Annotated in this window: 11 protein-coding genes; 4 read left to right on the forward strand and 7 right to left on the reverse strand. The window is 57.8% G+C overall.

The window, feature by feature from the left end; all coding sequences use genetic code 11:
- Positions 1-78 precede the first annotated feature (78 nt).
- A complete protein-coding gene (locus tag PQU94_RS01050) occupies positions 79-2,118 on the reverse strand; it encodes an NAD(+) synthase (protein ID WP_272739645.1) in 2,040 nt (679 codons plus the stop codon).
- A 241-nt stretch (positions 2,119-2,359) separates the two neighbouring features.
- On the opposite strand from PQU94_RS01050, the gene PQU94_RS01055 reads away from it, so the two are divergent.
- From PQU94_RS01055 to galE, 3 genes are read left to right on the forward strand one after another with little or no spacing between them, the layout of a single operon-like run.
- Positions 2,360-3,562: a threonine ammonia-lyase gene (locus PQU94_RS01055; protein WP_272739646.1), complete on the forward strand. Its 1,203-nt coding sequence runs from the start codon at positions 2,360-2,362 to the stop codon at positions 3,560-3,562.
- Between the two features lie 10 nt (positions 3,563-3,572).
- Positions 3,573-4,076, forward strand: a complete 504-nt coding sequence (bamJ, locus tag PQU94_RS01060; RefSeq protein ID WP_272739647.1) for a BamJ family beta-barrel-assembly machinery protein — start codon at positions 3,573-3,575, stop codon at positions 4,074-4,076.
- A 51-nt stretch (positions 4,077-4,127) separates the two neighbouring features.
- Complete coding sequence (gene galE / locus PQU94_RS01065) at positions 4,128-5,108, forward strand: UDP-glucose 4-epimerase GalE (protein WP_272739648.1); 981 nt, start codon at positions 4,128-4,130, stop codon at positions 5,106-5,108.
- 93 nt (positions 5,109-5,201) lie between these two features.
- On the opposite strand, the gene PQU94_RS01070 is transcribed toward galE, so the two are convergent.
- Positions 5,202-6,635 (reverse strand): serine hydrolase domain-containing protein, encoded by a 1,434-nt coding sequence (locus PQU94_RS01070; RefSeq protein ID WP_272739649.1) that lies wholly within the window; start codon positions 6,633-6,635, stop codon positions 5,202-5,204.
- 101 nt (positions 6,636-6,736) lie between these two features.
- Between PQU94_RS01070 and PQU94_RS01075 the strand changes: the two genes are divergently transcribed.
- Positions 6,737-7,984: a UbiH/UbiF/VisC/COQ6 family ubiquinone biosynthesis hydroxylase gene (locus tag PQU94_RS01075; protein WP_272739650.1), complete on the forward strand. Its 1,248-nt coding sequence runs from the start codon at positions 6,737-6,739 to the stop codon at positions 7,982-7,984.
- Here PQU94_RS01075 and PQU94_RS01080 read toward each other — a convergent pair.
- From PQU94_RS01080 to PQU94_RS01100, 5 genes are all read right to left on the reverse strand, one after another.
- Positions 7,981-8,889: a hydrogen peroxide-inducible genes activator gene (locus PQU94_RS01080; protein ID WP_272739651.1), complete on the reverse strand. Its 909-nt coding sequence runs from the start codon at positions 8,887-8,889 to the stop codon at positions 7,981-7,983. The two genes, PQU94_RS01075 and PQU94_RS01080, sit on opposite strands and share 4 nt — an antisense overlap.
- A 267-nt stretch (positions 8,890-9,156) precedes the next feature.
- Positions 9,157-9,393 (reverse strand): Trm112 family protein, encoded by a 237-nt coding sequence (locus PQU94_RS01085; RefSeq protein WP_272739652.1) that lies wholly within the window; start codon positions 9,391-9,393, stop codon positions 9,157-9,159.
- Positions 9,394-9,404: 11 nt separating this feature from the next.
- Complete coding sequence (trxA, locus tag PQU94_RS01090; protein ID WP_272739653.1) at positions 9,405-10,280, reverse strand: thioredoxin; 876 nt, start codon at positions 10,278-10,280, stop codon at positions 9,405-9,407.
- Positions 10,281-10,362: 82 nt separating this feature from the next.
- Entirely contained in the window at positions 10,363-12,000 is a 1,638-nt protein-coding gene (locus PQU94_RS01095) for an MDR family MFS transporter (RefSeq protein WP_272739654.1), read from the reverse strand.
- 52 nt (positions 12,001-12,052) lie between these two features.
- Complete coding sequence (locus PQU94_RS01100; protein WP_272739655.1) at positions 12,053-12,655, reverse strand: hypothetical protein; 603 nt, start codon at positions 12,653-12,655, stop codon at positions 12,053-12,055.
- Between the last annotated feature and the right edge of the window lie 4 nt (positions 12,656-12,659).

The following is a 12,659-nucleotide window of genomic DNA, read 5'->3' on the forward strand; positions in this document are numbered from 1 at the left end:
GAACCGGGCCACAGAGGAACCGATGTCCGCATCTACGCCCGGTTTCCAGGGCTGTTAGTGAGTGAAACTAGGATGAGATTACTGGACCGGGACGCCCGCTCTCAGCTCCTCAAGCCAGAGGCTCGCTTCACCGTCAGAGGGCGCTCGCCAGTCACCGCGGGGGCTTAAAGCGCCGCCGGAAATCAGCTTAGGGCCATTGGGAACGGCAGAGCGCTTAAACTGAGAAATCGTGAAAAAGCGGAAGAGGAAAACCTCCATCCACTTACGAATCTCTGCCAGATCATAAAATCGCCGCTCGGCTTCGGGATAGTCTGGGGGCCAATGGCCTGAGGCCACGTCCTTCCAGGCGTGATACTGGAGGAAGGCGATTTTAGAAGGCTTAAGCCCGAAGCGGGTGAGGTAGTAGAGTGTGAAATCCTGCAAGGCGTAAGGCCCCACCTTGTCTTCGGTGCGCTGGGCCTGCCCGTTCTCAACGGGCACGAGTTCCGGAGAAATCTCCCGCTCAAGGACCGAGCGCAGAACGCGGCCCGCTTTGGCGTCAAACTCCGTGCGCGCCGCCCAGCGGATGAGATGCTGGATCAGGGTCTTGGGCGCGCCGCAATTGACGTTGTAGTGGCTCATATGGTCGCCGACGCCATAGGTGCACCAGCCAAGCGCGAGCTCGGAGAGATCTCCGGTACCGACCACAAAGCCCTTATGCTGTCCTGCAAGCCGGAACAGGAAATCGGTCCGCAAGCCGGCCTGCACATTCTCAAAGACGACATCATAAACGCGTTCCCCCTGGCCGTAGGGGTGACCTATATCCATGAGCATGCGTTTTGATGCGGGGCGGATATCAATTTCCTCCGCCGTGACGCCCAGGGCCCGCATGAGCTTATGCGCGTCTGATTTCGACCCTGAGGTCGTGCCAAAGCCCGGCATCGTATATCCGCGGATCTCTGACCGGGGCCGGCCCAGGCGATCAAAGGCTTTGCAGGCAACAATCAAGGCATGGGTAGAATCAAGGCCGCCTGAAACACCGATCACGACGCTCTGAGACTTTGTGCTCTCAATGCGTCGCATGAGGCCGTGGACCTGAATATTGAAAGCTTCAAAGCAGTCTTCATCAAGACGCTCGCGCTCATTTGGCACGTAAGGAAAGCGTTCGACCGAGCGATAGAAATCGCTAAGGCCGTGTGGCGCTTCCTCAAAGACCTGCACGCCTAAAGCCTGGTGCGGGTTAAACCGGCGCGCATCGGCAAAGGTTGCGGTGCGAAGCCGCTCCTGCCTGATGCGGTCAACGTCAATATCCGCTATGGTCAGGGTCTGGCTTGAAAAACGCTCACCTTCGCTAATGAGCTGGCCGAGTTCGTAAATGAGAGACTGCCCATCCCACGCGAGGTCCGTGGTCGATTCACCCGGACCAGAGGCCGTGAACGCATAGGCACACATCAGCCGCTCAGACGTGGCTTCACAGATGCGTTTTCGCACTCTCGATTTTCCGACGGTCACTGGTGAGGCTGAAAGATTGACGATGATCGTAGCCCCGGAGAGTGCAAGGGGTGTGGCGGGGGTGGCGGCCGCCCACATATCCTCACAGATCTCCACGCCAAGCGTGAAGGCATTCAACGCCCCGGCCTGAAACAGCTGGTGGGTAGAGACGCGCACAGTCTGGCCTTTAAAATCGATCAGGGTATCCAGTCCATGCCCGCTCGCAAACCAGCGCTTCTCATAAAACTCACGGTAGTTGGGCAGGAAAGTCTTTGGGACGAGGCCCATCAGTTTGCCCCGATGGACAACCGCAGCACAGTTATAAAGTGATCCGCCAAGCTCCAGCGGCAGGCCGCACACAATCAGACACCGCCAGTCTTCGGACGCCCTCATCAGCCCAAGAAGCGCCTCTGATGCCGCGTCCTGAAGCGTCTTTTGTAAGAACAGGTCGTCGAGCGTATAGCCGGTCAGACTGAGCTCAGGAAAGACGAGGACGTCTACGCCGGCTCCATTGGCCTTTGCCGCCAGATCCACATGCGCGCTGAGGTTCATCTGAGGGTTAGCGATATGGACATTCGGGGTCGCGCAGGCGATCCGAACAAAGCCATGGGATGCGGGGGAGTAGAAGTCGTCGCCAGATTTCGTCATTTTCGACACTCGCATACTTCGATTTCAGCGATATAGGCCCATTTTCGACGAATTGATATCAGATTGATTGTGAAATTTCGTAAAAATGGCAGTTTCTGTTGAATTACCCCTTAAAATTTTCCTTTTTGATTTCATTTGTTACTTTCTTGATTTGGGCTTTCTGATGTGTCTTTTTAGGCTTGGGTTGGTCGGGTTGTCTCTGTTAAGGGAAGACAACTGACATTCGTGTGTGTGAACCAAGATGAGCGTAGATCTTGAAGCGATCCGGGCGGCCGCGGAGCGACTGAAGGGGCATATAGCTGAGACCCCTCTCGCCTTCTCCCAAAAGCTGAGCGCGATGACGCGCACCAAGCTCTGGATTAAGTACGAAAACCAACAGTACACCTCTGCCTTCAAGGAGCGCGGCGCGCTCAATAAGCTCTCAGCCCTGACGGATGAGGAGCGCGCCCGCGGCGTCTTTGCCGCATCTGCGGGCAACCATGCCCAGGGCGTAGCCTACCACGCCCAGCGACTTTCAATACCCGCAACCATTGTCATGCCTCACGGCACGCCCTTTGTGAAAGTCCAAAAGACGCAGTCTTACGGTGCGCGCGTCGTCATTGAAGGGACGACCTATGATGAGGCGTCAACTCACGCCCAGGGTCTTTGTCGCCAGACCGGTGGCGTCTATGTCCATCCATTTAACGACTATGATGTGATGGCAGGGCAAGGGACACTGGCGCTTGAAATGCTAGACGCTGTGCCAGACCTTGACGTCCTCGTCATACCGATTGGTGGTGGCGGCCTGATCGCCGGTATGGCGACGGCGGCCAAGGCGCTCAAACCCTGGATAAAGATTATCGGTGTAGAGGCGTCCATGTACCCCTCTTTCGCGGCCCGCCGACGTGGGCTCAACATGCCGACCGGGGGCTCGACCATAGCCGAAGGCATCGCCGTTCGCGAGGTCGGGGACTTAAGCTTTTCGGTGGCAAACCCTTTGGTAGACGACGTGCTCGTTATCGATGAGGCCGATTTTGAGCGGGCGATTGCCGCCTTTGTCAACGTCGAGAAGACGGTCGCCGAGGGGGCCGGTGCGGCAGGCCTTGCGGCTGTCATGCGCTACCCTGAAAAGTTTGAAGGGCAAAAGGTTGGCCTTGTACTGTGTGGCGGCAATATCGACATGCGTCTTCTGGCCTCGGTCCTGCAGCGCGAGCTTGTCCGTGAGAAGCGTCTTGTGACCTATCGCATTCTGGGTGATGACCGCCCCGGCATGTTGTCGTTGATGGCGGACGTTATCTCGCGTAAAGGCGGTAATATCGTAGATGTCGCCCACAATCGCCTGGTCCTGGACGTTCCGGCAAAAGGTGCTGAATTTGATATCCTGGTCGAAACCCAGGATGCGCGCCATGCCCACGAGATTGCCGAGGGGCTACGCGGCACTGGCTATGCGCTTAGAATGGAATAGAGGAAAATCAATGACTTTTAATTGGATAAGACCGGTCTGTCTTCTATTGCTCGCCGCAACGGCTCTGCCTCTTAGCGCCTGTAATCGCACCGATCCCGCCGCCGAAGCGGCAAGTGAAGCCAATATCAAGGCGGGCGAAGCCTTTCTGGCTGAAAAGGCAAAGGAACCGGGTGTCCAGAAGTTGCCAAAGGGTCTTCTCTATAAGGTGATTACGCCGGCAAAGGATCCTAACGCACCAAAGCCTTCGCTGAGGGATACGGTCAAGATCCATTACGAGGGCCGCCTCGTTGATGGTACGGTCTTTGACTCAAGCTACGACCGCGGCGTTCCGGCCGCCATGCCTCTTGATGGTCTCGTCGAGGCCTGGAAGATTGCGGTTCCGCAGATGAAGACGGGTGAAACCTGGGAGCTCTACGTCCCCGCCCAACTCGGCTACGGCGAAACGGGTGCTGGCCCCATTCCGCCTAATAGCGTACTTGTATTCAAAATTGAGTTGCTGGGCATTCAGCCCTGAACTAGCGTCTTCGCCTATATTTTTCAGACACTATTCTTTTGAGGTTTTTGAATGAGCACTGCAGTCCTCGTTGCCGGTGGCGCCGGCTATATCGGGTCGCAAACCTGCAAAATTCTCGCCGCCAATGGCTTCTTACCGGTCACGATCGATAATCTTTCGACCGGTCACAAAGAAGCAGTCAAATGGGGCCCTTTGATTGAAGTCGATATCCGTGATCGGGAAGCGGTTTTGAAGGCCATTTCTGATTATGACATCAAGGCCGCCATCCATTTTGCCGCTTTCTCCCTGGTTGGCGAGAGCACAAAGGACCCGGCTAAGTACTATGATAATAACGTTGCCGCTGCGACCGCCTTTGCGTCCCACCTCGTTGAGGGCGGCGTCAAGGCCCTGGTCTTCTCTTCGACCGCCGCCACCTACGGCGTGCCGCAGACGCGACTGATTGCGGAAGATCATCCTAAAGCGCCGATCAATCCTTACGGCGACAGCAAGCTCGCCTTTGAAGGTGCTCTCCACTGGCTCTCCCAGGCCCACGATCTCAACTATGTGGTGTTACGCTACTTCAATGCGGCTGGCGCTGACCTCGAAGGCGAGGTGGGTGAAAGCCACCGCTGCGAAACCCACCTCATTCCCCTGATTTGTCAGGCCGCGCTCGGCACCGGCAAGGCGCTGACGGTGTTTGGTGATGACTATGCCACGAAGGACGGCACCCCCATCCGCGACTATATTCACGTGGTTGATCTCGCCAATGCCCACGTCGAAGCCATCCGCTATCTTCTGGCTGGCGGCAAAAGCGATGCCTTTAATGTCGGAACGGGTGAAGGGCTTACGGTCCTGGAAGTGATAAAAGCTGCCGAAGCCATTATGGGCATGCCCGTGCCCCACAGTGTCGGGCCACGCCGCGATGGGGATCCGGAAATCCTCGTCGCCGATGTCAGCAAGATCCGCTCGACGTTTGACTGGTCACCGAAATACTCAGATGCAGAGACCATCATCCGAACGGCGGCGCAGTGGCAGAAGACGAGGCCCTACTAAGCGCGATTAAAAGGCCTTCGATCCCTTCTTTTGTTGGGGGATGGTTGTTCCCGCCGCCCCTTAGAGACTTCGAAGCACGGATGGCCGATACGCTCAGCCATCCCCCTTCGAACTAACGGCTGCGGCATTGGCAGAGGCAAGGAGGCCTGAGACCGCAAGTTGCGTGTCGGGGGCAGCATCGTTGGCGCAGACGCATGCGACGGTCTTATTCCTTTGATCAATCAGGACTTCGCCATACCACATCATATTTGAGCCGTTGTGCCATAGGGTGCCATCATCGCGGATAACCCAGCCCAGGGCATAGCTATCACCAAAATGCGCCTTATGAAGCGTATCCCAGGTTTCAGCCTTGAGAAAGCCTGACGGCTGATTGAGGTGGGCTTGAAGATAGAGCAACATATCAGGTGCAGACATGTGTACGCGTCCGGCTGGACCAAGCGCCACGGGATTGTCGTTCGATACCCCAGGTCCCGCCTCAACAGGCTTTCTATTGTGTCCTTGCACCAGGTGACCTAAGGGCTGATCGCTTTGGCGGAAGTGACCTGGGGCCCCAAATCCCGCGCTTTTAAGACCAAGAGGCGTAAAGACCTCCGCCTCAATCAGCGCCTCCCAGGGCTTATTTGTCAGGACCTCAAGCATCGCACCAGCGATGATGTAGCCATTATTTGAGTAGAGATGCTGAGCGCCGAGCGGACTGACCGGTTTTTGTTTCAGGGCTGTAAGCGCCCATTTAAGGCGCTCTTCGCGGGGATCTGTCAGAGCATCGCGCGTAAAGAACACGAAGTTCATCAGATCGAGGTTTGCCTGAAGGCCTGCTCTGTGACTTAGCAGATGAAGTAGGCTTGCCTGACGAAAGGGCTCTGACACCCGCCCGCCAGGCTTTCCGAGGACGTCGCCCACGGTTGTCGACCACGAGAGCACCCCTTTGTCGATAAGGCGACCACAGAGCGTAGCGGTCATCGATTTCGTGATCGATCCCCAGTGCCACTGATCCTGCGGCTGAACGCTGATTTCATCACCACTTGAGCGAGCGCCGTCAGCTAAAACATCAGATGCAAACCCCGACGCCCATGCCGCCACCATGCCCGGCGTGTAGGCGGCGAGGCGTTTATCGTTCAAAACCTCCCGCGTGAGCGGAGCGACCACGGGTGGTGGCAGGGCTTCAGCCTTGTCACCTTTGGTAAAACGCAAAGGCAAAGGTGCACCTTGCGTGAATGTGCCGTCGATATGACGCTCGCTCGTGAGCGCGCCTGAAAAGCTCGCCTTGATGCTTTTGAAAGAGAGCTTGATGTGCTCGTCCTCAATATCGACGCTGGTTGCCGGAATTCTGGCATTTCCCTGATCGACGCTAATGAGCGTCACCGTCTGCCCACGAATCTCAAGCCTCAGGGTCAGGCGAACCGCGCCGGCGTTTAAGAGACCGGTCCAGATCCCATCGAAAGGCGTATCAGCCGCAGAGGCCAGGCCCGAGGCGGTGACACCGTACGCGGCCGCAGCGAGAGTTTGAAAGTGTCGTCTTGTCAGCATAGGAACGCCCCCGATCAGCGCATCTTAGAAGGCTGCGCCAATGCGTCGCTACTGAAATATTTGTAATGCGATCCCCTCCATGTCGGTTTAGAATTGAAAACATGAACACTCAGGCGCAAATCATCATCGTCGGTGCCGGTATGGCCGGTATGACCGCGGCATTATCGCTGGCGAAGGCGGGACTTACCCCGCTTCTTGTTGAGCGGCAGCCTCTCTCTGAACAGATTGAGCCGACCTTTGATGGGCGCGCCTCGGCTATCGCCTATTCGTGTTTCAGACAGTGGCAAACCCTGGGGGTCGGCGAGGCGCTTGAGGGCTATGCCTGCCGAATGGACGAGATTGTCGTCACAGACGCGCACCTGCCGGGCGCCGCGACCAGGGCGCCGTCGCCCTTCTTTCTTCACTTTAATGCCGCGGAAATCTCAGACCGATCCGGCAACGAGCCACTGGGCTATATGCTCGAAAACCGACATATCCGAGCCGTTCTTTACGAGGCGGTCGTCAAGGCAGGCATCCGCGTCATCTGCCCGGCGAGTGTCACCCAGATTGAGGAGACGGCAAACCATATTCGCCTCAGTCTAAGCATAGGCGAGGTCATCAGCGCGCCCCTGGCGGTTGCGGCAGAGGGTCGAAAATCCGGCCTTCGCGAACACGCTGGCATCAAGACTATAAAGCGCGACTATGGACAGAGCGCGGTTGTTGCGACGGTTAAGATGCAGTACCCGCATAACCATGTGGCGTACGAGTATTTCCTGTCGTCTGGCCCCTTCGCCATTCTGCCTCTGACAGACAATCGGGCGTGCCTCGTCTGGTCGGAGAGCCACGCCAAGGCCAAAGCGCTCCTTGAAGTCAGACCTGAGCTTTTTCAGGCGCATCTGATGCAGAGGTTTGGGGATTTTCTGGGCGAGGTTGAGCTCGCCGGTCCTAAGTTTATCTATCCCCTGTCGATGGCGCTGGCGGAAAACATGTACCGGGGACGCATTGCCCTTCTGGGTGATGCCGCGCACGGGATTCACCCCATCGCAGGACAGGGCCTCAATCTCGGTCTGAAGGACGCGGCGGCGCTCGCTGAAGTGCTTGTCGAGGCCGCACGATTAGGTGAGGATTTAGGCTCTGAAATCGTGCTTGAACGCTATGCCCGGTGGCGACGCTTTGAGAACGTGTCGACCTCGCTGATTATGGATGCCTTTGTGCATCTCTTCTCAAACAATAATCCGCTGATCAGACCGCTTCGCGATATCGGCATGGGCATTGTCAATAATATTGGTCCCGCCCGACGCTTCTTTATGGAGGACGCTGGCGGGGCAACCGGAGACCTGCCAAAACTCTTGCGGGGAGAGGCCGTCTAAGCCCTCCCAATAACCCCCGCCAGCAGCCGCGCCTCGGCCGAGCGCGAGGAGCCTGCCCGCCAGATCACGACGATGTCGCGATAGGCGTGGTCTGAGCGCAGGTGGCGAACGGCGACGGATGAGCGTTCAACAAGGCCCGACTCAATAGCCATTTCCGGCAAAAGCGACACCCCGAGCCCGGCATCAACCATCTGGACCAGCGTGTTCAGGGACGTTGCGGCAAACCCGCCGTTCAGCGATTGATTGACGTCACTGGCGCCCGGCGCATTCCACTGACAAGCGGCGAGCGCATGATCGCGCAGGCAATGCCCATCCTCAAGTAAGATCAGTTCAGATGATTTAAGCGCTTCCGGTTCGACCTCTGCCTCATGTGAGAGGGGGTGGTCCTTTGGCATAACCGCCAGAATTTCGTCCTTGCAGATGAAGGCATGATCAAGCCCACTTAAATCATACGGTAAGGCAATCACCGCCGCATCAAGGTTACCGCTTTTCAGAGAGCTGATCAGACGCGAGGTCTGATCTTCCCGCAAAAAAAGCCGCAGTTGAGGAAACTCCTGCCGCAGTTTCAAAAGAGCCTGCGGTAATAGAAAAGGGGCAATCGTCGGGATCACACCGAGGCGGAAGCGCCCGGCCAGGGGACGATTGGCGCCTTTTGCCGCTTCGACCAGATCTTCGGCCCGTGCCAGGATATCCTCCGCGCGGCGCAGAACATCCTCACCAATGGCGGTCATGATCACCTGACCGCGTGTGCGGTCAATAAGCCTCACGCCCAGAGCCTTTTCGAGCTCGGCAATGCCGGAAGAAAGAGCCGGCTGCGAAACAAAGGCAGCCTCTGCCGCGGCGACGAAACTTTTGTGCTCGTTGAGAAGCTTAAGATACTGGAGCTGGCGCAGAGTCGGGAGCATGCACGCAATATAAGCAATCTTTATTAAAATCGCAAATTGGCGATACCGTCCTTATGCGGCGGGCATGGACTTTCATAGTGAAACTTTAGTTTGTGCCTGCCATCGTTACCTTCACCCGAAAGGAGGCGACCATGTCAGACCGATTCGAGCAGCAATCACAGTCTTTGGTGGACTATGCCGAGCCGCCGGCAGAACCCCTTCTGGCGCGTTCGCTAGACAAAACCGTTGAAGCGGTCAGCTCGAAAAAGCTGGCGCCCAGGGCGAAGATTAAGTCTTTTGCGGCTCAAAGCGTCGTGCCTGATCAACGAGCATAATGGGCACGCCTGAGCGAATAGGAAAGGCGAGGCCCGCCGTGGGTGAGACCAGTTCCTGAGCAACCCGGTCATAGGTCAGCGCCCGGCGGGTGACCGGACAGACGAGGGCTTCTAAGAGACGCGGGTCGATTTCAGACGTATCAGGCACGGGGGAATCACTGGCGGGCGTTTCAATTTCTATTTCGGCCATAAGCGGGCTCCTCAGCTGAACAAAAGGGACGACAGCTTGCGTCGACCCGCCTTTGTGATGTCAGACATCTGACCTGCGGCTGCGAAAATCTTGAACAGATATTCACGCGCCTTCTGATTCTCCCAATCTGGCTCGACCTTTATAATCGCCAGAAGTTCGTCAATGGCCACAGATAATTCACCTTGTCCGGCAAGGCCACGGGCAAGGTCATAGCGGGCACCATGGTCAGACGGATCCGTGAAGAGGCGTGCGCGCAGTTCCTCAAGCGCTGTCGGCGCCCCGTCAGAGAGTTCTAAGGCGGCGCGCAAACCCTGAATGTCCGCGTCCTTGGCGTCGGCCGGCGCCTGATCGAGAACGGCTTTGGCCTGCTCGGGCTGACCGACCTTCATATACATCTTAGCGACCCCGGCGATCGCCTTCAGGTTCTGCGGATCCTGGTCGAGCACAAAAGAGTAGGCCTCCATGGCGCCACCGAGGTCGCCCTGCTCAAGTGACTGGGCCGCAAGCGCCAGCGCATCTTCTATGGAGGGGGCGCCATCATCTGCGCCGACTCCCAGCTTTTCAATAAAGCTTCGAAGTTCGGATTCGGGCTTAGCCCCCATAAACCCGTCAACCGGTCTGCCTCCCACAAAGGCATAAACGGTGGGAATAGACTGCACGCGCAATTGTCCGGCAATGGCCGGGTTCTTGTCGACGTCGATCTTGACCAGCTTCACCTTACCGTTGGCTTCGGTGACGACCTTTTCCAGAGCGGGGCCGAGTTGCCGACAAGGCCCGCACCAGGTCGCCCAGAAATCGACGATGACGGGTACGGTCTGAGAGGCTTCGAGCACGTCGTTCACGAAGGTGGCGTCGGAACCATCAATGATATGGGGGCTTGAAGCCATGATCTGCTCAACCTTTTTTCTGTGTCGTCTTCCTACTCAGGATGGGAAGAGAAGGCAATTGGCGCAAGGTCAGTGTCTGAGATTATTCCGGTGACGGTTCGCGGGGGGGCTCGCCTGGCGCCTCTCCTAACGGTTCCGGATCGCGGAGCGACTTCAGCGGCAGTTCCGGGATCAGGCCCGTGGCTAAAAGCCCCAGGATCGACACCAGAAATCCCGCAAACATAACACCTTTAATCGCCTCAGAGATCGTATCACGCACCACCGGATCAAGCGCCACCTTTGGCCCTCCCGACTGAACGGACCCATCTGTCTGGCTGGCCAGGGCCATGCGCTCAAGTTCCGCCAGGGACAGAACCTGCTCGTGCGCGACACTGGCCTTCGGCGCCATAACCATCAGGTTGTGGGTCAGGACCGCTCCGAAGACGGCCACGCCGATGGTCGAGCCTATCTGACGAAAGAACTGACCGGCGCTCGTCGCCACGCCCAGTTCCCGACGCTCAACAGCGTTCTGAACGGCCAAATTGAACAGGCTTTGCGCCGGCCCCAACCCGACACCGATAAGGGCGACCCGCCAGACCACGTCCCAGGCTCCGGCCGTATTCGGAAGCGTTGCCAGACAAAGCGCACCCAGCGCGGTCAGCGCCGAGCCCCCCAGCATAATCAGGCGGTACTTGCCGAACTTGTGCACCAGAAGGCCAGACAAGGTGGCTGAGGCAATGAGACCCACGGTCAGAGGAATAAGCGCCAGCCCCGATACGGTCGCTGACAGACCGAGTGCCAGTTGCATCAGAAGCGGCAGGAAGGAAACGAGGCCCATAAAGGCCATGAAGATCAGCACGGAGGCCAGATTGGCACTGGCAAAGGTGCGGTTACGGAACAAAGACAAGGACAAAATGGGGTTTTCGACCTTAGCCTCGACGGCCAGAAAGGCAATCAGGGCGACAAACGCACCGATGAAGAGCCCCAGCACCACTGGCGAGGTCCATCCGTCCGTACCGCCCAGGCTCAGGCCCAGCAGAAAGGGCAGGAAGGTGGCCACCAGAAGAATGGCTCCGGCAAAATCGATCTTGCCGCCGGTGCGGTGCAGGAGCTTTGGGGTTTTGGCGAGAATCATGAAGAGGGCGAGCCCTGCCAGAGGCAGGTTGATGTAGAAGACCCAGCGCCAGCCGGCGACCGGCAGACCGAAGATCTGAACCGTGCCCATATCGGTGAAAAAGCCGCCAATAAGGGGACCGATGACACTTGCAATGCCAAAGGTTGCCCCAAAGAGCCCGCCGAGCTTTGCGCGCTCACGCGGCGGGTAAAGGTCGGCGATCACCGCAAAGGCCGAGGTCATCAAGGCGGCCCCACCGAGCCCCTGGACCGCGCGGAACACGATAAGCTGCACCATGCCCCCCCCCAGAACCGGGAGGTCACCAAACTCACCGGCAAGGCCACACAGGCCAGAACCAAGCATGAAGATAACGACACCGATGACAAGGATGGGCTTTCGCCCGTAAATGTCTGAGAGCTTGCCATAGATCGGAACCATTACGGTCGAGGCGAGGAGATAGGCGGTCGTTACCCAGGCATAGAGGTCAAGGCCTGACAGATGGGCCACGATGCGAGGCATGGCCGTGGACACAATGGTCTGATCCAGCGCCGACAACAGAAAGACGATCATCAGGGCAATGACGGTTACCCGGCGTTCGGCGGCAGTAAAGGTTTGCGGCGTATCCATAGATCCCTCTGCTTATTTGAGGGACACCATACCGGCAGTCTTGAGGATCGCGCTACTGCAATCGTTTTGAATCGCCGAAGAAAACCAAAAGCGCCCTTTGCGCCGCCGCGTCCGTCGTCAGACCGGGAGAGCGTATCCGGTCATGAAAGGCTGCACCTTTGCCGAGACCTGTGAGCGGCGCCCGCAAATAGGCGAGCCATCGCACCCCGGCGAATACCGGATGCGTCTGTAGCGAGATGAGCTTGGAGCTCTCGAGCCTTATCTGCGCCAAAAGATGCCAGGTGTCAGGCCCATCGCCACTGTCATCGCGCACTACCGTCAGGGTCTCAAGATCTTCGGCTGTGTAATGGCGCTCCAGACGATGCTGGCCGCGCGACCAGGTCAGTGTCAGAAGACCTGGTCGGATCTCCCACTGTTCATCCGGCGACAGGCCGCCAAAAATGATGAAGGCGAGCCCGACGAAGAGACCACCGGCGATGATCAAACCAAAGAACAGGCTGAAAGGGGACAGAGGCCAAAGGCCCCGCCCCAGTTCGACGACGACCATGACGCAGGCGAAAAGACCCGCGCCGACAAGTATCCAGCGGATAAAGTCCGGCATGGGGGCGCCCAGGCGGATCACCTCATCCGCCTCATCAGGGAATTGCGCTTCCATGCCT

Source organism: Asticcacaulis currens, from assembly GCF_028550395.1.
Classification (GTDB): Bacteria; Pseudomonadota; Alphaproteobacteria; order Caulobacterales; family Caulobacteraceae; genus Asticcacaulis; species Asticcacaulis currens.

What these genes read in the sequence shown, in the direction of transcription:
- trxA (WP_272739653.1), bottom strand. Translation starts at nt 10,280, where the DNA reads ATGGCTTCAAGCCCCCATATCATTGATGGTTCCGACGCCACCTTCGTG.
- galE (WP_272739648.1), top strand. Translation starts at nt 4,128, where the DNA reads ATGAGCACTGCAGTCCTCGTTGCCGGTGGCGCCGGCTATATCGGGTCG.
- PQU94_RS01095 (WP_272739654.1), bottom strand. Translation starts at nt 12,000, where the DNA reads ATGGATACGCCGCAAACCTTTACTGCCGCCGAACGCCGGGTAACCGTC.
- PQU94_RS01070 (WP_272739649.1), bottom strand. Translation starts at nt 6,635, where the DNA reads ATGCTGACAAGACGACACTTTCAAACTCTCGCTGCGGCCGCGTACGGT.
- PQU94_RS01100 (WP_272739655.1), bottom strand. Translation starts at nt 12,655, where the DNA reads ATGGAAGCGCAATTCCCTGATGAGGCGGATGAGGTGATCCGCCTGGGC.
- PQU94_RS01080 (WP_272739651.1), bottom strand. Translation starts at nt 8,889, where the DNA reads ATGCTCCCGACTCTGCGCCAGCTCCAGTATCTTAAGCTTCTCAACGAG.
- PQU94_RS01075 (WP_272739650.1), top strand. Translation starts at nt 6,737, where the DNA reads ATGAACACTCAGGCGCAAATCATCATCGTCGGTGCCGGTATGGCCGGT.
- PQU94_RS01085 (WP_272739652.1), bottom strand. Translation starts at nt 9,393, where the DNA reads ATGGCCGAAATAGAAATTGAAACGCCCGCCAGTGATTCCCCCGTGCCT.
- PQU94_RS01055 (WP_272739646.1), top strand. Translation starts at nt 2,360, where the DNA reads ATGAGCGTAGATCTTGAAGCGATCCGGGCGGCCGCGGAGCGACTGAAG.
- PQU94_RS01050 (WP_272739645.1), bottom strand. Translation starts at nt 2,118, where the DNA reads ATGACGAAATCTGGCGACGACTTCTACTCCCCCGCATCCCATGGCTTT.
- bamJ (WP_272739647.1), top strand. Translation starts at nt 3,573, where the DNA reads ATGACTTTTAATTGGATAAGACCGGTCTGTCTTCTATTGCTCGCCGCA.